This window comes from Jeotgalicoccus coquinae, from assembly GCF_014207425.1.
Classification (GTDB): domain Bacteria; phylum Bacillota; class Bacilli; order Staphylococcales; family Salinicoccaceae; genus Jeotgalicoccus; species Jeotgalicoccus coquinae.
On the sequence record NZ_JACHFF010000004.1, the window covers coordinates 33,750 to 57,783 of the forward strand.

Here is a 24,034-nt window from a genome sequence, read left to right on the forward strand (position 1 = left end):
AAAAATACACTCCTTAGTTAGAACCTAATGCTTCTTCGACATCTTCAACAATTAAACTGTTGGCAATATATCCGCTGTATAACCAGCTGTCAGCCTGTGTGTATTCGTAAACATTGCCATTTTCTACTGCCGGGATGTTTTTGAAGACATCATCTGACAATGCTGTTTTACTGTCGCCTTCTTCATTACCTATAAAGAAAATGTGATCTGCATCAAGTTCTGCAAGACTTTCCAGCGATGCTTCAATCCACGGTGTTTCGTTATCCGCCGACAGTTCTTCTACAAGTCCGGGCACGCTTAATCCTAAATCGTTATATAATACTTCACCGCTCGATTTATCTTTGTTTGAAATGAAGTATGAATCACCTGTCCACCAGATTGCGATGGCTGTCTCTTCACCAACTTCGCTATCCAGCTCAGCTGAAGTTTCATCTACAAGTGTGTCGTATTCAGCGACTTTCTCTGCTGCCAGGTCTTCTTTGCCAAACACTTCAGATACACGTGTCAAGCGGTCTCTCCAGTCATCATAATCTCCGCTTTCAACGACAAATGACGGTGCAATTTTAGCGTAGCTGTCGTACTTATCTCCTGAAGCAAGGTCAGCTGAACTTAACAGAAGTAAGTCCGGTTCTTCCTGCACGACTGCTTCAAACGGCAGATCAAACGGCATTAAAGGCAGTCCTTCAAGCCCTTCAGGCTGCAGGTATTCCTGGACACTGTCTTCTCCGACTGTCCATTGTGCTGACGGCGTTTCGTCCAATGTCAGTAAATCATCTTCCAGATATGTACCGATAATTTTTTCCGGATCTGCAGGTACTGTAACTTCGTTGCCTGCGTCATCTGTAAGGACACGTTCTTCGCCTGTACTCTCTTCTGAGGACTCCTCAGCTGTGTTTCCTTCCTCGTTTGAACACCCTGCTGCAAAGATTGACATTCCAAGCATTAAAGCTGCTAATTTTTTCATCTATTTTCTCCATTCGGTTATTATAATTCATTATGACACTGATAATCATTATCAGTAGAATTTTATTCCTTCCGGAAGATAATGTCAACTGTTCTTACTGCCAATCGTTTTAATTGCTCCGGTTGTGGTATATAAATAAAAAGAGAGAAATTATACCGTTAAGGGGATGATCGCATGACTGCATACAGACATCGCGACTTTAATTCCGTTTACCGTTTCATGGCAATTGGTGCCGCAATCGGTATTATATTAGGAATTATCACAGGTTTAATTTTCGGACACGTTGCATTTTGGATTCTCGCAGGTCTGGCTCTCGGCATAAGCGGCGGTGCTGCTGTTGAAGCTTCAATTCATACCCGGCACCATAAAAAACAAGGATAGTTCAAATGAACTATCCTTATTTATATCAGGACACCATTACTTTTTTATACATTCTGATAAAGTCCGCTTTACTGAACATCACCGGTACCGGATATAAGGGATTCGCTTCTTTGTATGCTGCATCAGCCAGCATCTTCAAATCTTCATCCTTCAGTTCCTGAAAGACCGTTCCGACATTCATCTTCTCATTTAAATCTTTAATGCTCGCTATAAACTTCTCTGCTTTTACTTCGTTGCTGTCCCCTTCTTCAGTGACTTTTGCAATGTCCCCGAGATGTGCGAGTTTTTCATGAATCACTTCACCGTATTCTTCTAAAATATGCGGCAGAATTATTGAAACAGCCTGACCGTGCTGCACGTTGTATTTGGCACCGAGTGCATGAGCCATTGCATGAACATTCCCTACATACGCTCTCGTAAATGCTTTCCCCGCAAAATAAGATGCCCGCTGCATATTTGTCCGTGCCTGAATATCCTGTCCGTCTTCATATGATTTATATAAATTATCATAAATCAGTTCAATTGCTTCTTCACTCAGCATTTTCGTCTGTTTTGTGTTGCTCTGATTAATATAAGATTCAACCGCATGTGTTAATGCATCCATTCCTGAAAATGCAGTCATATCTTTTGGCAGACCGAGCAGCAGTTCCGGATCAAGTACTGCAGCATCCGGCATCAGTTTAGTATCAATGATTGCATATTTCTCTTTAGTTTCACTGTCTGTAATAACAGCAGCAATTGTCGCTTCGCTCCCTGTTCCTGCAGTTGTCGGCACTGCAATGAAATAAGGCAGTGTTTTTCTGACTTTTAAAACACCTTTAAAACGGCTGAAATCCGTCGTGTTCCTGGCAGCTGCAATCCCTGTGCCCTTTGCACAATCAATTGCTGAACCGCCGCCAAAACCGATAATTCCTTCGCAGTCCTGATCGTTATAAACTTTTACGGCTTCAGCAATATTTTTTGTCGTAGGATTTGCCGTTGTTCCCTTATATATAAAATAAATAATATCTTCTTCACTCAGGGTGTTCAGCATTTTATCCAGCAGACCTGCCTGAACAATGCCTTCATCTGTTACAATAAGTACTTTTTTTATATTCTGTTCAGTTAATTTCGGAGCAAGTTTTTCAATACAGCCTACGCAGTTTATAACTGCCGGCGGCTGCCAGTCTAATAAGTGCGCAGTGCTTTTCATAATCCACTGATATGCGCGGCTGTACAGTTTAAATAGCATAATAATCTTTCCTTCCAGACGTACCAAAATCTTTCGTTACATATATTCTATATATCCATTCCTAAATTCAAGTGAGAGTAAAATGATAAAAAGATTAAATTATCCGCTAATTTTAACAAATACTGTACAGTTGACATTTATACAGTCAGACTATATAGTTGAACTATACAGTTAGACGATACAGTGAGAGGTGAATAATATGAGACCTAAACTTTTACCGCTGTCGGAAACGATGCATTTAATTATGCTGGCATTAAGAAAGCCGCTGCATGGATACGCAATTATGCAGGTGGTGAGTCAAATGTCGGACGGTCAGGTTAATATCGCAGCAGGTACACTATACGGTGCACTCGATAATTTGAAAAAACACAATTATATAGAACTGATTTCAGATCCCGGAGAACGCAAAAAAGTATACCAGGTCACAGCACTCGGCAAAGAAATACTGGAACTTGAAAACAAGCGCTTAAATAAATTTATTTCACTTTATGAGAGTGGGGATGGTTCAAATGAATAAGTACAAATTTTTTATTGATCCGCTGAAAGAAGAACAGTGGATTAATCAGATACAGAACAAGGGCTACCGTTTAACGGACATTTCACTTGATTTAATTTATAAGTTTGAAGAAACTTCGGAAGATTACGTTACACGTGTGGATTATCAGGAACAGATGAGCCAATCAAAATTCGAAGAATACGTCAGTATTCACGAAGAATTCGGCTGGAATCATATAAGAGGCGGCAGGTTCGGAGCGATGACGCAGGTCTGGTCAAAAATACCGGACGGCAATGACGAGTTATTTTCCGACAAAGAATCTAAAATTAATTATTATAAGAGATATATGAAAATGACGAGCGGTCTGGCAGTGTTATTTTTAGTCTGCTCAATGTACGTATTACTGTTTAATCCGGACAATGCAGGGATAATTTTTTTAACACCCGGTTTATGGGAGATGCAGGGCATGAATTTCTGGAGAGCATTTTTGTTTGAACTGCCCTTCGCGCTTATGAGATTGCTTCCTGCAATACTGTTCCCTATTATGATCGTACTGCTTTTCATTGCTTACTACCGGATGGATAAAGCGAAAAAAGAACTTGAACTGGAAAATTAATAATTCGTATAAGGGGATGTTTAAATGGAGCTGAGTAATATTTCTAAAAAGTACCGGAGCAATGTTGTTCTCGACAATATTAACTTTACCCTGGACTCAAACGTCACAGGCTTAATTGGTAAAAATGGTGCAGGTAAAACGACGATGATGAAAATCATGTGCAGCATTATCCAAAGCTACTCCGGTACAGTTACTAAAGATGATAGTGCTGAAATCGGATATTTAATCGAGGAACCGAAATACTATAAAAATAAGTCCGGTAAATATAACATCGAGTATTTCTCGAAAATCTATACAAAGGATTACGATAAGCCGTACATTAATTCACTGCTTGAACAGCTCGGCATGACAGGTTATGTAAATAAAAAGATGAAAACCTACTCCATGGGAATGAAACAAAAACTCGGTCTTGTCATCGCTCTTGCGAGAAAACCGGAGTATTTAATTCTGGATGAACCGACAAACGGCATGGACCCTGATGGTTCGATTGAAGTCCTCAACATTATCCGGAAACTTGCTGCAGAGTACGGAATGAAAGTGCTGATCTCAAGTCATAAACTTGAAGACATCGAAGCAGTAAGTGACGACATTGTCTTTATCGACAAAGGCAAACTCAGCAGCAAAGAAAATGTTGAACAGCTGAGCACTACTGTGACAATGTCATTTGTTTTTGATGATAACGATGCTGAATTTGCATTGAATGTAATCAAAACTTTCGATAAAGAAGCTGTTCAGACAGAGAATATTGTCTCCACAACTTCAGTGCATCTGCTGCAGGATATGTTAAAAGCATTGAGTGTTGAAAGTATTTATCCTGCTGATATTAACAAGCATCAGCGTTCGGTTAAAGACTATTACTTCACACAAATGAAAGGGGGCAGCCAGCATGAGAATCAGTAAATTAGTTTCGTATGATCTTAAAAATATAATGACGAGCTGGCTCACTTACTTTTCAATTGTACTGTGTGTGCTTCCTGCATTTGGTATTGCTTACTCTGTAGCTAATTTCAAAGGACCGTTTGAAGTCATTCAGCTGACTTATTTCTTTGCATTTTTCGGTTCACTGCTGGTAGTCATTATCGCGATGCTGTCATTCACAAAAGACCTCAGTCAGAATACTGTTACTCTGTTAATGAATGAAAAATCAAGCCGTTTGAAATACTTTATATCAAAAGTAATTACCATCGGTATTGTCGGTCTGATTTTTGGAATTACCGGAACACTCTCCACTTATTTTCTTGCAGAATATGCAGGACTTGAGATGTCATCTGAATTATTCTGGCAAATAACAGTTCACTATATATTATATGCACTGTTCTACGGTACATTATTCCTGACAATCAGCACATTCTATACGAATGTACTTGCACTGTTTATCATTGCAATACTTTCTATTGTACTGCTGCCGACGCTGCTCGACGGACTGTTGATGTGGAGTGAACTTCCCGAGTCCATCGGAACATTTATAACAGACTGGCTGCCGCTTTACTTTATCTCGGAAACGGTCGGTTCACATAACTGGAACACAGAACATTATATATCTACTGTTATTACAATCATCCTGATTATCGTAATTGGATTAATTAGAATTCAGAAAAGAGATTATTAATATGACAAAACTCCGTGGAAATATTCCACGGAGTTTTGTTATATGGGGAATTCTTCTTTCCCGGACAATTTAATTATCGATAGCTGCAGCAACAGCACAACTACTATGGCTATTAATGCGATTGTTATATGCACCATTAACGGTGTATCGAAAAACACAGGTACAAACATCGCCAGTATCACTATCATACTCAGCATTGATCCCTGCCTTTTCGATTTCAAACTGATGTATTGTTTTTTTCCGCAGTACGGACACTTTGTTGATCCATCCAGTGTTTTAAATATTTTGGCCTTATCTTTAAACGTCCATTCTGTATGACATTCCGTACAGCGTGCCAAATAAATCCGCTCCCTTTAAGATAATGTTATTTTAACTGAACCCATCTCACTCATATACTCTGCTCTGTACAGCTGTTCAGCAATTTTATTATTCTCGAGCGCATTTTTCACTTTACCGACGTTTGCCCTCGTTACAATTTTAGTGAACCTGGGCTCACTGCGGTAGTTTACATTCACAGATCCCATCTTACTGAGTGCTTTTAAATCACTGTCCGGCGTCAGGTTATCCAGCGAAATTTTACCCAGTTCCGTAATTAAATGATATCTTTCCGCTTTAACGCCCCCGGCGACAATTCTGCCCATTTCCGTTTCCATATAAAGGTTCCGGAAGTCGCTTGATTCCACTTTTAAGGTTCCCATCGATGACGTGAATTCACCATAGTTACCCGTCAGTCCTGCAGTATAGATTCCGCCTTCTTTGGTTTTAATTCTGAACTCTTCCGCTTCAATATCATTAATAGTGACCTTGCCGTCTTTATTATCAATAGTAATCATGTCCAGTTTATGCGGCCAGATAATAACAAGCTCGTCTTTTTTCAGCTGTTTGCGCTTTTTCATGAAATCAATAATCGTATTGAATTTCACATCATTCGTGCCGCTGTGATGAATTGTCAGCTGGTTATTATTTATTTCGTATTCAAGTTTCCCTTTATGTGTATAGCTTAAAAACTTAATACCGAATTTCTTTCCTGATTCAACTTTGATCTCTGCTGTTTCACCGTTAATAGTAAGCTGACTAATATTGATATCTTTCAGTTCTGAAGCAAAGTTTCCGGTTACAGCTTGTCTGCTCTTTACTTTTTCTTCTTTTATTTCAGCCGGTTCTGCAGTAATTTCTTCTTCCGGCTTTTGTATAATTTCATCTGCGATAAATTTCTCAGCAACTTTACGAGGGTCTCCGAGAATTTTAAGAAGATACTCTTCAGTATCGCCAAGCTCCATCGCTTTTTGTATCTGCATTTTAAAATCTTCTATAATTTCTTTGCGCCGTGGTTCCGGCAGTACTTTCAATTCTTTTTCCAGCTCTGTTATAAACTCATTCAGCAACATTTAATTCCCCTGCTTTTCAAATTTCCTCTATAGTTATTAATCTTTAATATCATTATGCATGTCCTGCATCTTGTTCTCAACATTCGATATTTCGGATGCACATTCCTGAAGCATTGCCATATATGCCTCTGTATCTTTTTTTGTATTCTTATAACGCATCTTATGTTCGAGGCTCGCCCACATGTCCATCCCTATCGTGCGGATTTGTATTTCCACCGGTGTATGTTCTGTACTTTCCGATAAAAATACAGGTACTGAAACGACGATATGCAGGCTGCGGTAGCCGTTTCCTTTCGGATCTGCAATATAATCTTTACGCTTTAACAGCTTAATATCTTCCTGTTTTAAGAGCAGCTTTTCCAACACATAAATATCTTCTATGTAGTTGCATATAACTCTCATTCCTGCGATATCGAGAATATTTTCTTTTGCACTTTCAATTGTAACCGGCAGATTTTTACGTTCAAGTTTAGATAAAAGACTGCGCGTTCCTTTTACTCTCCGTTCCATATGATGAATCGGATTGTGTTTATGGATGACCTGGAATTCATCGTCCAGTATTTTAAGCTTAGTCGTGATTTCTTCCAGCGCAGAAGAATACACATGATTCAGTTCCACAAAGTTTAACATGTTCTCAAAATACTCAAGTGAATTAAAATCCTCATTCATACTGAATCGTTTCTCCATTGTTTCCCGGATATCTTCTAAATCCATCGATGGTTTACGGTCTACGTACATTTCAGCCACTCCCATAATATTTATCGGTTTCTTTCATTATAGATGGAGACCGTTTATATTATCAAACATCATATATTTATATTTTTCTGAAAAAGAGTTATGATTGACTTAATTTATTAGAAGGAGATGGACATATGACGTTAACACTATCTGATATTCAGGCTGCACATGACAGGATTAAACCTTATATTATCGAAACACCGGTTTTAAGATTACATAATCTTGAAGAAATACTGGGCTGTGAAGTATATGTAAAATTAGAGAATATGCAGCGTACAAAAGCATTTAAACTGCGGGGTGTAATGAACGCATTGCTACAGCTGACAGATGAGGAACTTAATCACGGCGTCGTAACTTCTTCTTCAGGTAACCACGGTCATGCGGTTGCCTATGCTTCAAAAATGCTCGGTATCAAAGCAACTGTCGCTGTACCTGACACTGCACCGCCGTTTAAACTTCAAAAAATTAAAGAGTATGGTGCTGAAGTTATTCACACTACTGTTGAAGAACGTTTTAAATTACAGGAGTCACTTGTTGATGAATTCGGCTATACGCTTATTCCGCCATTTAATGATTACCGTATTATGGCCGGACAAGGAACAATCGGCCTTGAAATAATGAATCAGCTCCCGGATGTGGATCACATCTTCGTACCTGCAAGCGGCGGCGGTTTAATCAGTGGCATCGCCACAGCAGTTAAAGAAACTAAAGACAGTGTTAAAATTCACGGGGCAGAACCTGCGAATCTTCCGAAGTTCTCAGAAAGCCTGAAGAACAAAAAACTGACACAGGTTGAAAATAAAGGGACGATTGCGGATGGACTGGTCAGCATTATTCCCGGGGAAAAGAATTTCCAAATCGTACAGAACTATGTTGATACTTTCCATACGATCAGCGAAGAGGCAATAAAGATGGGACAGAAGTTAATGCTGATGGAAGCAAAAATATTAACTGAAATATCATCATCAATCGCGATTGGCGGTATTGTAAACGGAGAAATTAAAGTACATCCCGAAGATAAAGTCTGCTTTGTTATTACCGGCGGCAACCTTGGATTCGATCAGCTCGACTACATTAAAGATATTAAATACTAAATAAAAAAACTGAGGCCGATGCCTCAGTTTTTTTTAATTGTACTGTCATAAACAAATAATGATGCAATTAATCCGATCAGAGCAATCCCTGTTATAAAGTAAAATGCGAAATGCGTACCTGCAGCAATTCCGAATTCAGCACTTTTATCAGCAGCACTCTGCCCTATCGTGAAGAGTGTAATCGCAATCGCAGTACCCAGTGCCCCGCCGACCTGAGTCAGCGTATTCATCGCAGCCGAGCCGTCCGCGTACAGCTGATGCGGCAGCTGGTTCATTGCATTTGTCTGGGACGGCATAGTTGTCATCGGCAGTCCGATGAACATAATCATAAATAGTACAATGACCTGCCATACAGGCGTTGAGTCTCCGAGGACAATTAAAAATCCGATATTCGCAGCGGTAATTAAACCAAACCCTGTAACGATGAAAAACTTCGGTCCAATTTTATTGTACAGAGCCCCTACAACCGGAGACATTATAAAATTAAGTGTATTTCCCGGCAGCAATATCAGTCCTGCAGCAGCTGCAGTATAAAACAATGCGCCTTTTAAATAGAGCGGCATTAAAATCGCCGTCGATAAAATAATAAACAGACTGATAAACATCAGCAGCGTTCCAATTGTAAACATCGGAAATTTAAAGATTGCCAGGTTAATAAGCGGTGTTTCAAGTACTGTCTGTCTGCGTGCAAATAATATAAGTGCAATAATTCCGATAAGAAGCGGCAGCCAGACAGTCATTGATGTGAACGCATTATCGGCATACATGCTTAAACCGTAAACAAGTCCTCCAAAACCAATTGATGAGTACACAACTGACAGATAATCCATTTTCGGTTTTGTTACTGACGATACGTTTTCCACTACTATTAATGAATAAATCAGCAGCAGAATATATAACGCCGCACTGATCCAGAAAATATAAGTCCATCCGACAGTTGTAATAATTACACCGGAAGCTGTCGGTCCGATTGCCGGAGCTGCTGTAATAACAAGTCCCATCAGTCCCATAACCATTCCGCGTTTATGTACGGGGAAAATGACCATCAGCACACTCAGCATCAGCGGTAGGATGATTCCCGTACCAAGTGCCTGCACAATTCTGCCTAAAAGCAGCAGTTCAAAATTCGGAGATAATGCAGCGAGTACCGCACCGATTCCTGATATCGACAAAGAAGCAGTAACCAGCTGTCTCGTTGAAAACCATTTAATTAAAAATGCCGATACCGGTATTAAAACTGCCATCGTCAGCAGATATCCCGTTGTCAGCCACTGCGCAGTTGATGCAGTAATTTCGTATTCACTCATTACATCCGTCAGTGCCATATTCAGGGCAGTTTCTCCGAAGAGTCCGACGAATGCTCCAAGCATTAATGCAAACGCCATTAATTTCGTATATTTAGTATTTATTAAAGCTTCCATTACATTCTTCTTTCTATTTACAAATATTTTCCCGCATAATCATTACCCGGCAGTACACCTCCCGGTTACTGCAGTCATATTAAATCATAGCAGATTTCCTTTAAAATACTCCAGTTTTATTTAATAAAAAAAAGAACCTTCATCAGAAGGTTCTGCATAAATAATTACATTAATGAAGTAAACCACAGTCCGAGCGATGTTCCGATGTAGTTTCCGATAATATAGCCGAGTGTCCCGATAATTAAAATCGGTCCTACAAGCTTCGTCCAGCCGCGTGAAATTGCCATCGCTGCAGCTGTAGTCGGTCCGCCGATATTCGCATTTGATGCCAGAATAATTTCTTCCAGATTAAATTTGAACAGACGTCCGAAGCCAAATGAGATCACCATATTAATAAACACAATGATTGCTGCGAATACTAATATTAACGGCGCATTTTGCAGAATCATCGGAATTGATGCCGGTACACCGATAACCACAAAGAATATATAGATAAAGAATGTCCCGAATTCCTGTGAACCTGAAATACTTTCGAAGTATTTGGGAAACATTGCAACTGACAATAATGTCAGTGTCGTCAGCATCAGATAATCATCACCGATAATACCTCGTAATATTGATAACAGTACGTTGCTGTTTTCCGGAATCAGGTTTGAAAAGAATCCTGCCAAACTGAATGATACCGCAACAATAACAAACGCTGTACCGATTGCTTTGGCGATATCCTGCAGTGAAATTTCTTTCCCTTTCCAATACTCCGAAGCCTGGTTATCACTGCCGCCATTTTTTTCGAGTTCGTCCATATGAGGTGTACCGAACTTGCTGCGGAAGAAATTTAACGCAGGTATTGTAATGAGTACGAAGAAGTACAATACCATTAAAAGGTTATCTGCTACCACAGTTGCAGATACAGTGTCCTGCGGCACATCAAAACGCGTTGCCATCGCAGCAAAGTTAACCCCGCCTCCGGTATATGATGCACTCAGCATCGCACCGATGTAATTCAGCTGCGGAATAAACTCTCTTAAAATAAAGAATGCTGCAATCGTACCGGAAATTGTCCCGACTGTACTAATTAAGAAGATGAGTAACAGACGCTTACTCTCCTGCCATACTTTAACGATATTCGACTGAAACAACAGCAGCGGAATAGCCAGCGGTACGACATAAGTCCACACCGTATCGTAAACCGGCGATTCCAGCGGAATCACTCCTGTGTTGCTTAACAGCATCGCACCGGCAAGTGCAATAATCGCACCCGACAGCTTAGACGCCCAGCTGTATTTCTGTTCCAGAATGATCGCAACTGCCGCCCAGCCAATTAAAATTGCCCACAACACCCAATAGTTCTCGGGGTGTATAAGACTCGTAGCTTCTCCCATAATTGTTCCCCCTTCTGTCTAGTTATCACAATTTTACTTCATGGGAAAAAGAATTGACAGATAATTATTAAAAGATTTAAAAACCTGTACATCAGCTTTGGCAAACTAAATGTACAGGTTTGTTAATTTATAAATTCACTTCAAGAAGGACCGGTGTGTGATCCTGTCTCGTCCCGGAATCGATCATCTCTGACTTAACCACGTTTTCTGCTATCCGGCTGCTTACAAGCCAGTAATCAATTCTCCAGCCTGAATTATTAATTTTGCTTGTTTTTGCACGCTGTGCCCACCATGAGTAAACACCTGTCACCTCACCGTGTATATGACGGAAAGTGTCTGTAAACCCTCTGCTTAAAAGATTGGTGAAGCCCTGTCGTTCTTCATCTGTAAACCCTGCAGAACGGCGGTTGCCTTTTGGATTTGCCAAATCGATTTCCTTATGGGCTACATTAAAGTCGCCTGCTGCGAAGACCGCTTTCTTTCCGTCCAGTTCCGCTAAATAATCCGCATATCTCTGATCCCATATTTGACGCTCTTTCAGTCGTTTTAATTCACTTCCTGCATTAGGTGTATAGACTTGAGTAATATAAAAATCATCGAACTCCAGAGTAATCATACGTCCTTCACTGTCCATGGTCCCCGGTGAGCCAATCGATGGATAAGTGACTTCCGGCTGTAATTCTTCTTTATATAAAAACATAGTACCAGCATAACCTTTACGTGCAGGTTCTACCGAGCTACGCCAGACAGCTTCATAGCCTGGAAATGCTTCTTTCAGTATTTCCGTATGCTTTTTAGTCGGTCCCGCTGCCGACAGTTTGGTTTCCTGAATAGCAATCACTTCAGGGCTGTGTGACCGTATTGTTGTTAATACATCCCGGGATAATAATGCTCTCGCCGACTCACTCGTCAGCGCAGCGTTCAGCGAATCGATGTTCCATGAAATAAACTTCAAAATACTTCCTCCTAATTAATAGCATTCTGTAATTATATATATTGTTCAATTATTTCTCCATCAAAACCATACCGTTACGGTGGCTTCACAAAAGGCTTAGTATTTATTTTTATTTAATTTTCCGAAAACTTATTGACAACGCTTTCATTCATTCTATATAATGAACATGTGTTCGAATATCATATAGGTGTACGATATAAGTACAAGGAGGGTTGATAATGAGTAATATTTCTTCAGTAGATATTTTTATATGCGACCTGCCTGTCGTTCGCCCGCATAAACTGTCGATGACGACAATTACATCGCAGGCGATCGTCATCGGCATAATCAAAGATGAAAGTGGCATAACAGGGGTATCTGAAGTCGCTACAATTGGAGGCGCTTCTTACGGTGAAAGTACTGTAGAAGCGATTAAAGCGAATATCGATCAGTACATCACCCCTCATCTGATTGGACAAGATCCGATTTCCTTCAATAGGATAATGAATAATATTTCAAAATCCGTGAGAGGTAACTACTTCGCGAAAAGTCTGATTGAAACAGCATTGATTGATCTCGCAGCAAAACAGCGTGAATTTCCTGCCTATGAACTTTTCGGCGGAAAAATTCACAACTCACTGCCACTCGCATGGACACTCGCTAGCGGAGATACAGCGAGGGATATTGAAGAAGCCAAAGAAATGCTTCATCAAAAACGTCATAACATTTTCAAGCTGAAGATCGGCAGCGGAGATCCTGACGCCAACGTCAAACATGTCGGAAAAATCATTAAAGCCGTTGGTGATGAATCAAGAATTACTGTTGATATTAACCAGGCGTGGGATGAGTATACTGCTTTAAAACAAATTAAAGCACTTGAGGAAATGGGTGTTTCAATGATTGAACAGCCGCTTCCGGCATGGAATTATGAAGGAATGTCGAGACTGACAGAACGCTTTGATGTCTCAATTCTTGCAGACGAAGCTGCTACTTCACTCCATGATACTTACAGAATTATTAAAGCAAGAGCCGGAGATGCTATTGCATTAAAACCCGCTAAACACGGAGGCATTCTGGAAACTAAAAAAATTGCAGGTATTGCAGAAGCAGCAGGATTTGGACTTTACGGCGGTACTATGATCGAATCCACAATCGGCAACGCAGTCGCAGCAAGCGTTTACTCCACTATTCCGGAATTCAAATTCGGTACGGAAATATTCGGCCCGCTTCTATATAAGGATAAGCTGACCTTAGAGAATATCGAAGTTAAAGATTTTGAAATACAAATCTCCGATGACATCGGATTTGGAGTCACACTGGACTATGAAAAATTAGAATACTACAAACGATAGTACAAAATGGTAATACCTAATTCACTGCTGCTCAGTGAATTGCTTATATAAAATAAATAAAACTAAAGGGGATTAATAATTATGACACTCGAAATGACTAACCACCTGCCTACTACTAAAAACGAACGCGTTGGAGAAGTTTTTGACCTTTTCATTAAACACATGCAGGAATTCCTTGAAGAAGCGAAACTTAATCACGAAGAGTACACTAACTTTGTAAACTGGGCAGACCGTCTCGGTAAATCAGGAGAACTTCCACTTTATGCTGACGTATTTTTAGAAACTCACGTGTTACAGGCAATGTACACTAAACTTCCAGGAACACAGCCTTCACTGCTTGGGCCATATTATGTTGAAAATGCTCCTTTTGTAGAAGCTGACGAAAATGGAATCATCGATCTTCCTAAACGTGAAAACGAACCTGGTGAAGTACTTTACTTCTCAGGTACAGTTAAAAATACTGACGGCGAAGTTCTTGCAGGTGCTGAAGTTGACTACTGGCAGAATGATAACTCTGCGAAGTACTCTAACTTCGACTCTGATGCTCCGGACTTCAACTTACGCGGGCGTTTCAAAACTGATGAGAACGGACAGTTCACTCTGAAAACAGTCCAGGCTATTCCTTATTCTATTCCGGATCAGGGTCCGACTGGTGAATTCCTCGGCTATATGGAACAGCACCCTATGCGCCCTGCTCACGAACACATCATGTTCAAAGCTGAAGGTCACGAAACACTTATTACTCAAGTATTCTTCGAAGGTGACGAATGGATGGAAACTGACGTAGCTGAAGGTGTACGTGATGAATTGATTACTAAGTTAATCGATAAAGGTGATTACAAAGAAGCTTCACTTGAATTTGTAATGCGTAAACTGTAATAACAACCGGGCATGGTAACATGCCCTTTTTAAATTCTGTAACTTAATCAGGAGGAATTATAAATGAGAGAATTACCGGAACCGAAACTGAGTCTGCTCGGCCATATGGAATTGAGCGTCGCAAAACCTTACCTTCCGGGTAAAACACCAATCGGAACCCGCCGCATCATCCAGGTGACAGGCGGTAAATTCGAAGGTGAACACTTTAACGCAACAGTACTTCCGGGCGGAGACGACTGGATTACAGTACGCGAAGACGGCACAATCATTCAGGATGTCCGTATTACTCTTGAAACAGACGATAAAGAACTTATTCTGATGAGCTACCGCGGTATTCGTACCGGAGATCCTTCAGTACTTGCACGTCTGGATAAAGGCGAAGACGTTAATCCCGAAGAATACTACTTCAGAACTAATCCGGTCTTTGAAACAGCAAGCGGGAAATACCACTGGATGAACAACAGAATTTTCATTTCAAACGGTATCAGAATGCCTGAAGGTGTAAGCTACTCTATCTATACAGTCGACTAGGAGGATAAGCATGACAGAGCGCATTCAAACTAAAAACAAAACGATTAATGTAAATAAAACCGGTGATGGAACTAATGACATATTAATAATATTCATTCACGGCCTGACGGGTAATTATTTGCAGATGCATCACTTCCAGGAATATTTCAAAAACAGTTACGATACTCTGAGCTACGACCTCAGCGGACGCGGTGACAGTACTATGCAGACAGATCCGGCAAATATACATCAGCATACTGAAGATCTTCTTCAGATGATTGATATTCTTGATTATGAGAAGTTTATTCTTGCAGGTTATTCCATGGGCGGATATATCGCTCTCAATGCCGCCGGCCAGTCAGATAAAATCCAAAAAGTTGTTCTGCTGGACGGCGGCGGTATTGCCAATGAAAATACGAGCAGCCTCGTTATTCCTTCACTCGGCAGACTGGAGAAAACATTTAATTCTGCTGAAGATTATCTCGATATGATGAAGCAGTCATACGGTGCACTTGGCGTTGAATGGTCAGCTGTTATGGACCGGGTCATCAGTCATGAGATTCATGAGGTTAATGGAGATATTAAGCCAAAATCAGACTATACACTGACTAAACAGGACTTTGAAAGTTTTTATGATTACCCTCATTCGAAGATCTATGAAGGGGTAAATGTTCCGGTGCTCCTCATTATTTGTACCGGTCCGATTAAAGATAATACACCACTGTTTTCAAAAGACGGTTATGACCTCATGTCCGATACAGTTAAAGATATAAAATCATCGGATTATGCACTTAACCACTACGAGATTGTATTTAACAATAATCCCGGGTTAAACAGGGAAATCAATAATTTTTTAGAAATGGAGTGAGTGTTTTGGTATCTAAAATCACAGATATAAAATCGGCTCTCGAGCCAGTAAAAAATGGCGACACACTGATGGTTGGCGGATTCGGACTTATCGGCGCACCATTAAGCCTGATTGATGAACTGACAACACTCGATGTTAAAGAACTTACAGTTATCAGCAACAACGTTGGTGAAGCCGGCAAAGGATTAGGTATACTGCTCGACCAGGGCAAACTGAAAAAAGCAGTCGGCTCATACTTCACAAGTAACCGTGAAGTTGCGAAATGGTACAACGCAGGCAAACTTGAACTTCAGCTGCTGCCCCAGGGCACGCTCGGCGAAGCTATTCGCGCAGGCGGTGCCGGCATCGGCGGCTTCTACACTAAAACAAGTGTCGGAACTGATCTTGCCAAAGGCAAAGAAACAAAAGAAATTGACGGTGAAGAGTACGTGCTTGAAAAGGCACTTAAGGCGGATGTATCGATTGTCCGTGCACATAAAGCGGATAAGCTCGGCAACCTCGTATATTACAAAACAGCAAGAAACTTTAACCCGATGATGGCAACCGCAGGTAAATATGTAGTCGCAGAAGTCGATGAAATCGTTGAAGCCGGAGAATTAAATCCCGAAGAAATCGCAACACAGCATATATATGTAGATAAGATTGTACTTGCTGAACAAATTCTTACGAAGGAAGGAGTCGTTCAGAAATGAGTATAAAAAATATGATAGCAGAACGTGCTGCACAGGAACTGGATGAACATTCGGTTATTAACCTCGGCATCGGTATCCCTACTCTCGTTGCCAATTATCTCGATAAAGAAAAATACTACCTGCATACTGAAAACGGCCTGCTTGGCGTGACTTCAATATCAGAAGAAGATATAGATCCAAATATCGTTAACGCAGGAAAGCAGCCTGTCGGAGAAGCAACCGGTGCAAGCTATTTCCACAGTGCAGATTCATTCGCAATGATTCGCGGCGGTCACGTGGATGTTGCGATTCTCGGTGTTCTGCAGGTGGATGAAACAGGCCGGGTTGCCAACTGGGCAATTCCCGGCAAAGACATTATCGGAGTCGGGGGCGCGATGGATCTTCTCGTTGGAGCGAAGAAAGTCATTATTACGACGAATCATACAGCAAAAGACGGATCACCTAAGTTCCTTAAGGAATGTACATACCCTGTTACATCAACCCGAAAAATTGACATGATTATTACAGAGCTCGCTGTTTTCGAACGTAAAGACGATAAATTCGAGCTGATTGAGTTAATGGGGGATGCAACACTTGAAGAAATCGCTGAAAAAACTGAAGCGGATTATGTTGTTTCAGATGCATTGAATAGGAGTGTCAAATCATGACAGAAGTAGTAATTGTAGATGCAGTCAGAACACCAATCGGACGTTATAAAGGCGCACTTAAATCAGTGCGTCCCGATGATCTCGGTGCGATTGTAATTAAAGCACTCACGGAACGCAACCCGAATCTCGACGTAAATCAGATTGATGAAGTGATATTCGGTAATGCCAACGGTGCAGGAGAAGAGAACAGAAACGTTGCACGTATGTCTGCACTTTTAGCTGACCTGCCGGAAAGTGTCGGCGGTACGACAATCAACCGTCTGTGCGGTTCGAGCCTGGACTCTGTATCCATGGCCGCCCGCTCAATCTTAACAGGCGAAATCGACATTGCGATTGCGGGCGGCACTGAAAGTATGTCACGCGCGCCTTTCGTTATGTTAAAACCCGAAAAAGAATTCCCGCGCGGAAACATGGAACTTGTCGATACGACTATCGGCTGGAGATTCCCGAACAGGAAAATCGAAGAAGACCACGGCATTGACTCTATGCCCCGGACAGCAGAAAACGTAGCACAGCGCTTTAATATTTCACGTGAAGCCCAGGATGAATTTGCATTTCAGAGCCAGCAGCGTGCCAAAGCTGCGGTAGAGTCGGACAAGTTCAAAGCACAGATGGTTCCTGTAACGATTACAGATCGTAAAGGTAACAAGACAATCGTTGATAAGGATGAACATCCGAGACCTGAAACAACTCTCGGGAAGCTTGGAACATTGAAACCGATTTTCCCTGACGGTACAATCACTGCCGGAAATGCTTCAGGTGTAAACGACGGTGCCAGTGCCCTTCTTATGATGACGAGAGAAAAAGCTGATGAGCTTGGACTTAAGCCTTTAGTTAAATATACATTCTCTGCGACTGCAGGTGTAGAACCGGCAGTAATGGGACTTGGACCGATTAATTCAACGAAGAAACTGCTTGAAAAAACAGGCCGTACAATCGAAGATATCGGACTTGTGGAATTAAACGAAGCATTCGCTTCACAGTCAATCGAGTGTATGAACCAGCTTGGACTTGATTCTGATATCGTTAACGTCAACGGCGGTGCAATCAGCTTCGGTCACCCGCTCGGTGCCAGCGGTGCACGTATTCTGACAGACCTTATTTATGAAATGAAACGAAGAGGTACACAAACAGGACTTGCTACAATGTGTATCGGCGTCGGCCAGGGTATTTCACTGATGGTGGACAATGTAGAATAAATTGAACACAAAAAGACTGACAGTCCTTAATGTCAGTCTTTTATATTGTTAATGCTCCTTAAAACGGCAGCTCTATTTCTGTATTTCTGCTGATTTGTTCTGCCGCTTCCAGCAGCGGTCCGAGATAGTTCTCTTCAACTTCCGCACGGGTAGTCTGGGACGAGTTCGTCGAACAGTTAATCGCAGCGATGACATCTCCGCGCATATTGCGTATTGGTGCAGCTGCCGACATAAGTCCAAGTTCCAGCTGATCTTCACTTATTGAATAACCCTGTTTGCGGATTTCTTTTAACTCCGCACGCAGTTCTTCTTCTTTGTAAACCGTATGCACAGTTAAAGGTTTTAACTCTGCTGTTTCGAAATATTTATTCAGCTCTTCCTCACTCTTATACGAGAGAAGCACTTTCCCCATCGAAGTCGCGTAAGCCGGCAGATGCGTTCCGATATTCAGAGAGATTTTCATAATCTTGTTTGCAGGTACACGTCCGATATAAACAATTTCTTCACCGACAAGTTTTGCCAGTGAACTCGATTCATTGGTAACTTTCGATAATTCACGCAGCAGCGTTGTCGTAATCTCCCAGCTGTCACGCGCCGTCATATACGAATAACCCAGTGACAGTACTTTAGGTGTTAAATAGAACCTGTTATCCAGCATCTGTGCATAGCCGAGGTTTACCAGCGTAATCAGTACCCGGCGTGCTGTCGGTCTCGATATTTCAACCAGTCTGGACGTTTCTGAAATTGTTAAATGATCTTTGCCGTTAAAAGCTTCAATCACTTTCAACCCTTTTTCCAGCGTCTGTAAGTGGTCTGGAGAATTTTTAATATCTTCATTAGACATAATATTTCCCTCCCGTCTGTACGAATAGTAAATTCTTGTACTAATATTATAACATTACTGTATAAAAATACCGGCCAAATCTTCATTTGTCCGGTCGTATTTTATAATGTATTTGTGTTTTCAAGCACTGTTACCGCTTCAATATGTTTCGTCTGCGGGAACAGATCCACCGGTGTAACTTCCTTCGCTTTAAAACCGTGTCTGTCGAGATACTTCATATCTCTCTGCAGCGTGCTAGGATTACATGAAATATATACAATTTTCTTCGGTGCAACTTCTATAAGTGCATCAAGAAATTCAGTATGACATCCTTTTCTCGGAGGATCGACGAATACTACATCCGCACTGATACCCTCTTTAACCAGTTTAGGCATAACTTCTTCCGCTTTGCCCAAATAATAGTCAGCATTGTCGATTCCGTTCAGCTTCGCATTTTCCTTTGCATCTTCAACTGCACTTTCAACAACTTCAATACCGATGATTTTACTCACGCGGTCAGATGCTGTCAGACCGATTGAACCGATGCCGGAATACGTATCGATGATTGTTTCATTACCGTTCAGATCTGCCATATCGAGTCCGATCTGGTAAAGCTTTTCAGTCTGTTCATGGTTCACCTGATAAAATGAACGGTCGCGTATTTTAAATGATTTTCCAAGTACCGTATCAGTAATGTAATCATGTCCAAGAAGGACGATTGAACGTCTGCCGAAAATCACATTCGTCTTCTCGTCGTTGATGTTCTGCACGATACTCTTCACATTAGGGTATTTCTCCTTTAACGCCTTCACAATCGACAGGAATTCATTACGCTTGCCATTTGTAATAAAGACAACCTGCACTTCACTGTCATCGCTGTTTGAGCGGATAACAAGATGTCTCAGCAGTCCTTCATGTGATTTTTCATCGTAGATCGATGTATCTTCTTCAATCAGTTTATCTTTTATAAACATCATAATATCGTTGTGAACATGTTTTTGAATATAACAGTGTTCGATATTAACGATATCGTGTGAACGGGGTTTATAGAATCCCATGACAACCTGGCCGTCAACTTTCTGAACAGGAATCTGTGATTTATTGCGGTAGTACAATGGATTACCTGTTACCGTATCATTAATATGAAGATTCAATCTCGCCTGCTGATTAATATTCTGCCCAACGACCTGACGCTTAAATGATGCCTGCTCGGCATCGTTCATTACCTGAATCTGGCAGCCGCCGCACTGGAAGTAATATTCACACGGCGGTGTCTGACGGTTCGGCGATTCTTCAAGTACTTTTAAAACTCTGCCGAAAGCATATCTGCTGTTTACTTTGACCGCTTTAAATTCTACTGATTCACCTTTCAGTACGTCCGGCAGAAATACCGGGTAACCGTCGACCTTAACTATCCCCATGCCTTCATGGCTATAATCTTCAACGACTGCTTCATAATTATTGTTTTTAGTTATTGCCTTCATTTTAAAACCTCTTACCTGATTAATTTTACAGCTTTACTGTGAATATACTAAACCCGTCGCCGCAGTCTTTAAAATACTCAACCGGCAGGCCGTCTGTATATTCAGCGGCTGCTGTTGCCGTCGTAAACTTGTATGTTCCGCTGGGAATAATCGTCATTGGATTACGATACCCGAAAGTCTCCCCGCTCTTTATATATTCGGTCACAATATCCCTTACCGAAATGTCCGATTCATATAATATTTCTGCACCTCTTAAAAATGGTGCATATGCGACTTTATAGTTATTTGCCGGTACGATAAACTCATCAGTATACTTGATGGATTTACCTTTGTACGACATTTTTATTACTCGTTCCGAGTCATTTATCTGATGTGCCGAACTTTCATAGCGCGCCGGTTTCGTTAAATCAAACGTATAGTCAAGATCGAAAAAAGTATCGAAATTGTAACCCGGGAAGCCGTATCGTGAATTATTCGGCTGCAGTATTTCCTCACCGCTGTATTCATTAAACGAAGACGCAGCCCATTCGAGCCATTCTTTCAGCACTTTACCTGTGATTTTAATAATCAGCAGCGTGTTCGCATGTTTATAAATATCGATACTGTCTGCAATGGTCATCCCGCCTGCAGGTATCGCAGTATAATCCTGCGGACCGTCACGTCCTACTTTGACTGCAGAGTTAAAACCGATAATCGGAATATCGCTCTCTTCCAGCTCCGCTCTTTCTTTAGCAAACCATACCGTCGCTTCAGAAACAAACTGCACACCGCGTGACGGTATTACTCTTGTAAAGTACGTGTTCAGAGGATAATCTGTTTTGCCGATCGGTATATTTAAATATTCCAGCACCTTCTCATGATCCTGCTTATAATCAGCCAGTTCATCATCTTTCAGGACAATGTCTTCTGCACTGATTAATCTGCTCGATGCCTCTCTGACCTGCCATAATCCACCGCTGTATTCCAGTTCAAAATTAAGTGCTCCGAGATGACTTGCAGATACTCCCGGCTGCACCATCGGTATATTATTAAAAGTTCCTTTACCGATATCAATGCGGTCGTCTTCGATAAGCAGATTGTCATTCGGGAACACGTCGTGAGTGTGTCCGAAGACAATTCCGTCTATACCTTCCATCATCGCCATTAACACTGCCTGGTTCTCGCCAAACTGCGATAAATCGGCATCTGCATTACTCATACCTGTGTGCGCCAGCAGAATAACAATATCTGCACCGTCAGCTTTCAGCTGTGCTGTCGTTTTCTTCACCGCTTCGGTCATCGGATGTACTTCGACCCTGCCCTCAAGATGGAATTTATCCCACTTTAAAATCTGTGTCGGTACAACACTCAGAAATCCGACTTTAACAGTGTCTTCGGCTGTATTAATTTCATGAATATAAGTATCTTTTACGATGCCTTGCAACGGATCATCCATGAAATCAATATTGGAATTTACAATCGGTACAGTAACCTGATTATAAAATTCATTTAAAAAAGGCAGACCAAAATTAAACTCATGGTTGCCTATTCCAATAACATCATACATCTCATTAATAATCCGGGGAACAAGTGCTTCATGCGCATTGACACTGTCGTACTCGCTCCAGACATCGCCCTGCAGCAGATCCCCGTTATCTGCGGTAATTACCGCTTCATCGTTTCTCATCGCTTTATACTTATCAATATATGTTTTAAACTTTAATAATGCATTGTCTTTCGGTTCATTATCAAAGTAGTTGTACGTATAAACTGCGCCGTGGATATCTGTTGTTGCAAATACTGTCAGTTTCAATGTATTCACCTCATAAGTTGATATTAAAAGGACTACTGCTCTTTTTCGCCGGGAAGTGCAGATCCCTTCTCTTCACTGTACAGCTCATCGTAAAACTCATCAGACACTCTTATTTTCAAAAATTGTTTTAAATTTTTGAAGTGGGCAGGCAGTACGCCGCCAAACTCGCCGTCTAAGTTCAGCTGAACTTCATCAAAAGCAGTAATTCTGACATCCTGCGCTTTATAATAATGAACTTTAGGATGTTTTAAATGATCTCCGCGTGTTGCGAGTGACAGTATATGACCGAACTCCGCCAGATTGACATGTTCAAGTATAAGAAGAGAAAAATATCCGTCATTCAGCTTCGCATTCGGCACCAGCTTCTCAAAGCCGCCGATGGAATTTGTCAGTCCGAGAAGGAATATCATCACTTCTCCTTCAAACAATTCATCATCATGTTCAATACGCAGATTGATGCTCCGCATCTGGGGAATCAGTTCGATACCTTTAACGTAATATGCGAGAGAGCCGATCATTGCTTTCAGCTTGCTCGGTGCTTCATAAGATACTTCGGTAATTTTACCGCCTCCGGCAATATTCATAAAATATTTACCGTTCATGCTGCCGAGATCCACTCTGCCGGTTTTACCATTTAAAATAATACTGACCGCTTCGTCAATATCATTGGGTATTTTAAGTGCACGTGTAAAATCATTGACCGTACCCATCGGAATAACTCCAAGTTCGGGACGTTCATCGTATTCTGCGAGACCGTTAATTACTTCATTAACTGTACCGTCCCCGCCTGAAGCGACAACTAAATCAAAACCCTGCTCACATGCAAAACGTGCAGCATAAATTGCATCTTCCGGTCCTGTTGTTGCATGCGTACTCGTAATGTATCCTGCATCTTCAAAACGCGTCAGCACCGCAGGCAGTTTTTCCTGAAAACCTTCTTTACCGGCGGTGGGATTGTAAATTATTCTCGCTGTTTTCATAAATAACTCCTCTGTATAAGAAATTATACGCTCGTCAAATAATCTCCTTCACCTTTAATCATTTGAAAGAGACGATATTTACGTTCATCGTATTCGGATTTGGTCACTTCATTTTTAAGCAGTGCCTGTTTTAAATTTTTAAAATCGCTGAAGTACTCCCTGTTTTCGACAAGATGTTCCGTGCAGGCTAATATATCGTGCTTTTTATAGCTCGCACTGCTCATAAATATCATGTTTATAATCTGTCCGTCGACAACTTTTCTCATCACCATATCATCCTTGAAATAATCGGAAAAATGATTAATCTGCGCGTATCCTTCCGCAATTAAAATATCTGCAAGATTGCGCACATCATCATATGATTTAACGATAAAAAGAATGTCCATATCGCAGCTGTATGGTATCCTGGCAAGCTTTGATGAGCCGATATGATGCACTTCAATAATTATTGATTTAAAAAAATTTAAAATCTCGAAAGCCTGTGCTATATATTTTTCTTTAATATTGATATTAAACTGATTTACACTCATACAATCATCCTAAAATAATGTCTT

26 protein-coding genes are annotated in these 24,034 nt (G+C 41.1%); 13 read left to right on the plus strand and 13 right to left on the minus strand.

Features of this window, described 5'->3' with window-relative positions:
* Positions 1-13: 13 nt before the first annotated feature.
* Positions 14-964, minus strand: coding sequence for an ABC transporter substrate-binding protein (locus HNR41_RS10365; RefSeq protein WP_184284406.1), 951 nt, complete (start codon positions 962-964; stop codon positions 14-16).
* A gap of 174 nt (positions 965-1,138) precedes the next feature.
* On the opposite strand from HNR41_RS10365, the gene HNR41_RS10370 reads away from it, so the two are divergent.
* Positions 1,139-1,345, plus strand: coding sequence for a hypothetical protein (locus HNR41_RS10370; RefSeq protein ID WP_184284408.1), 207 nt, complete (start codon positions 1,139-1,141; stop codon positions 1,343-1,345).
* 25 nt (positions 1,346-1,370) lie between these two features.
* Here the strand turns inward: HNR41_RS10370 and HNR41_RS10375 are convergent, their stop codons facing one another.
* Positions 1,371-2,576, minus strand: coding sequence for an iron-containing alcohol dehydrogenase (locus HNR41_RS10375; protein ID WP_229715003.1), 1,206 nt, complete (start codon positions 2,574-2,576; stop codon positions 1,371-1,373).
* Between the two features lie 199 nt (positions 2,577-2,775).
* Between HNR41_RS10375 and HNR41_RS10380 the strand changes: the two genes are divergently transcribed.
* Genes HNR41_RS10380 through HNR41_RS10395 form a run of 4 tightly spaced genes read left to right on the plus strand, consistent with a single transcriptional unit; the run spans position 2,776 to position 5,297 of the window.
* Positions 2,776-3,093: a PadR family transcriptional regulator gene (locus HNR41_RS10380; protein ID WP_184284410.1), complete on the plus strand. Its 318-nt coding sequence runs from the start codon at positions 2,776-2,778 to the stop codon at positions 3,091-3,093.
* Positions 3,086-3,688, plus strand: a complete 603-nt coding sequence (locus HNR41_RS10385) for a DUF2812 domain-containing protein (RefSeq protein ID WP_184284412.1) — start codon at positions 3,086-3,088, stop codon at positions 3,686-3,688. The genes HNR41_RS10380 and HNR41_RS10385 overlap by 8 nt, the downstream gene beginning before the upstream one ends.
* Before the next feature lie 24 nt (positions 3,689-3,712).
* The gene (locus HNR41_RS10390) at positions 3,713-4,588 is read left to right on the plus strand and encodes an ABC transporter ATP-binding protein (RefSeq protein ID WP_184284414.1); all 876 of its coding nucleotides are present in this window, start codon (positions 3,713-3,715) and stop codon (positions 4,586-4,588) included.
* Positions 4,575-5,297: an ABC transporter permease gene (locus tag HNR41_RS10395; RefSeq protein ID WP_184284416.1), complete on the plus strand. Its 723-nt coding sequence runs from the start codon at positions 4,575-4,577 to the stop codon at positions 5,295-5,297. The genes HNR41_RS10390 and HNR41_RS10395 overlap by 14 nt, the downstream gene beginning before the upstream one ends.
* A 38-nt stretch (positions 5,298-5,335) precedes the next feature.
* Here HNR41_RS10395 and HNR41_RS10400 read toward each other — a convergent pair whose 3' ends face one another.
* Genes HNR41_RS10400 through HNR41_RS10410 form a run of 3 tightly spaced genes read right to left on the minus strand, consistent with a single transcriptional unit; the run spans position 5,336 to position 7,423 of the window.
* Positions 5,336-5,635: a TIGR04104 family putative zinc finger protein gene (locus HNR41_RS10400; protein WP_184284417.1), complete on the minus strand. Its 300-nt coding sequence runs from the start codon at positions 5,633-5,635 to the stop codon at positions 5,336-5,338.
* Positions 5,636-5,650: 15 nt separating this feature from the next.
* Positions 5,651-6,685, minus strand: a complete 1,035-nt coding sequence (locus tag HNR41_RS10405) for a DUF4097 family beta strand repeat-containing protein (RefSeq protein WP_184284419.1) — start codon at positions 6,683-6,685, stop codon at positions 5,651-5,653.
* Between the two features lie 36 nt (positions 6,686-6,721).
* Positions 6,722-7,423 (minus strand): GTP pyrophosphokinase, encoded by a 702-nt coding sequence (locus HNR41_RS10410; protein WP_184284715.1) that lies wholly within the window; start codon positions 7,421-7,423, stop codon positions 6,722-6,724.
* A 134-nt stretch (positions 7,424-7,557) separates the two neighbouring features.
* Here HNR41_RS10410 and HNR41_RS10415 point away from each other — a divergent pair, with 134 nt between their 5' ends.
* Positions 7,558-8,517: a threonine ammonia-lyase gene (locus tag HNR41_RS10415; RefSeq protein ID WP_184284421.1), complete on the plus strand. Its 960-nt coding sequence runs from the start codon at positions 7,558-7,560 to the stop codon at positions 8,515-8,517.
* A 23-nt stretch (positions 8,518-8,540) separates the two neighbouring features.
* Here the strand turns inward: HNR41_RS10415 and HNR41_RS10420 are convergent, their stop codons facing one another.
* The 3 genes from HNR41_RS10420 to HNR41_RS10430 all read right to left on the minus strand — a co-directional run bounded on the left by HNR41_RS10420 (position 8,541) and on the right by HNR41_RS10430 (position 12,275).
* Complete coding sequence (locus tag HNR41_RS10420) at positions 8,541-9,938, minus strand: DHA2 family efflux MFS transporter permease subunit (protein ID WP_184284423.1); 1,398 nt, start codon at positions 9,936-9,938, stop codon at positions 8,541-8,543.
* A 164-nt stretch (positions 9,939-10,102) separates the two neighbouring features.
* Positions 10,103-11,320, minus strand: a complete 1,218-nt coding sequence (locus HNR41_RS10425; RefSeq protein ID WP_184284425.1) for a DUF819 family protein — start codon at positions 11,318-11,320, stop codon at positions 10,103-10,105.
* Between the two features lie 127 nt (positions 11,321-11,447).
* Entirely contained in the window at positions 11,448-12,275 is an 828-nt protein-coding gene (locus HNR41_RS10430; protein WP_184284427.1) for an exodeoxyribonuclease III, read from the minus strand.
* 218 nt (positions 12,276-12,493) lie between these two features.
* Here HNR41_RS10430 and HNR41_RS10435 point away from each other — a divergent pair, with 218 nt between their 5' ends.
* The 7 genes from HNR41_RS10435 (at position 12,494) to HNR41_RS10465 (ending at position 18,401) form a co-directional block, all read left to right on the plus strand.
* Positions 12,494-13,606, plus strand: a complete 1,113-nt coding sequence (locus HNR41_RS10435) for a muconate/chloromuconate family cycloisomerase (RefSeq protein WP_184284428.1) — start codon at positions 12,494-12,496, stop codon at positions 13,604-13,606.
* 81 nt (positions 13,607-13,687) lie between these two features.
* A complete protein-coding gene (locus HNR41_RS10440; protein WP_229715002.1) occupies positions 13,688-14,485 on the plus strand; it encodes a dioxygenase family protein in 798 nt (265 codons plus the stop codon).
* A 63-nt stretch (positions 14,486-14,548) separates the two neighbouring features.
* Positions 14,549-15,016, plus strand: a complete 468-nt coding sequence (locus tag HNR41_RS10445) for a DUF3237 domain-containing protein (protein ID WP_184284430.1) — start codon at positions 14,549-14,551, stop codon at positions 15,014-15,016.
* A 10-nt stretch (positions 15,017-15,026) separates the two neighbouring features.
* The gene (locus tag HNR41_RS10450) at positions 15,027-15,863 is read left to right on the plus strand and encodes an alpha/beta fold hydrolase (RefSeq protein ID WP_184284432.1); all 837 of its coding nucleotides are present in this window, start codon (positions 15,027-15,029) and stop codon (positions 15,861-15,863) included.
* A 5-nt stretch (positions 15,864-15,868) separates the two neighbouring features.
* Positions 15,869-16,555 carry a CoA transferase subunit A gene (locus tag HNR41_RS10455; protein WP_184284434.1) on the plus strand — a complete coding sequence of 229 codons (687 nt, stop codon included), beginning with the start codon at positions 15,869-15,871 and terminating at the stop codon, positions 16,553-16,555.
* Positions 16,552-17,202: a 3-oxoacid CoA-transferase subunit B gene (locus HNR41_RS10460; RefSeq protein WP_184284436.1), complete on the plus strand. Its 651-nt coding sequence runs from the start codon at positions 16,552-16,554 to the stop codon at positions 17,200-17,202. The genes HNR41_RS10455 and HNR41_RS10460 overlap by 4 nt, the downstream gene beginning before the upstream one ends.
* Positions 17,199-18,401 (plus strand): acetyl-CoA C-acyltransferase, encoded by a 1,203-nt coding sequence (locus tag HNR41_RS10465; RefSeq protein ID WP_184284438.1) that lies wholly within the window; start codon positions 17,199-17,201, stop codon positions 18,399-18,401. The genes HNR41_RS10460 and HNR41_RS10465 overlap by 4 nt, the downstream gene beginning before the upstream one ends.
* Before the next feature lie 58 nt (positions 18,402-18,459).
* On the opposite strand, the gene HNR41_RS10470 is transcribed toward HNR41_RS10465, so the two are convergent.
* The 5 genes from HNR41_RS10470 to HNR41_RS10490 all read right to left on the minus strand — a co-directional run bounded on the left by HNR41_RS10470 (position 18,460) and on the right by HNR41_RS10490 (position 24,010).
* Positions 18,460-19,245, minus strand: coding sequence for an IclR family transcriptional regulator domain-containing protein (locus HNR41_RS10470; RefSeq protein WP_184284440.1), 786 nt, complete (start codon positions 19,243-19,245; stop codon positions 18,460-18,462).
* A gap of 101 nt (positions 19,246-19,346) precedes the next feature.
* Complete coding sequence (gene rlmD / locus HNR41_RS10475; RefSeq protein WP_184284442.1) at positions 19,347-20,708, minus strand: 23S rRNA (uracil(1939)-C(5))-methyltransferase RlmD; 1,362 nt, start codon at positions 20,706-20,708, stop codon at positions 19,347-19,349.
* A gap of 25 nt (positions 20,709-20,733) precedes the next feature.
* Positions 20,734-22,509: a 5'-nucleotidase C-terminal domain-containing protein gene (locus HNR41_RS10480; RefSeq protein ID WP_184284444.1), complete on the minus strand. Its 1,776-nt coding sequence runs from the start codon at positions 22,507-22,509 to the stop codon at positions 20,734-20,736.
* Positions 22,510-22,532: 23 nt separating this feature from the next.
* Positions 22,533-23,480 carry a diacylglycerol kinase gene (locus HNR41_RS10485; RefSeq protein ID WP_184284446.1) on the minus strand — a complete coding sequence of 316 codons (948 nt, stop codon included), beginning with the start codon at positions 23,478-23,480 and terminating at the stop codon, positions 22,533-22,535.
* A 23-nt stretch (positions 23,481-23,503) separates the two neighbouring features.
* On the minus strand, positions 23,504-24,010 hold the full coding sequence (locus HNR41_RS10490) for a GrpB family protein (protein WP_184284448.1): 507 nt from the start codon (positions 24,008-24,010) through the stop codon (positions 23,504-23,506).
* Positions 24,011-24,034 lie beyond the last annotated feature (24 nt).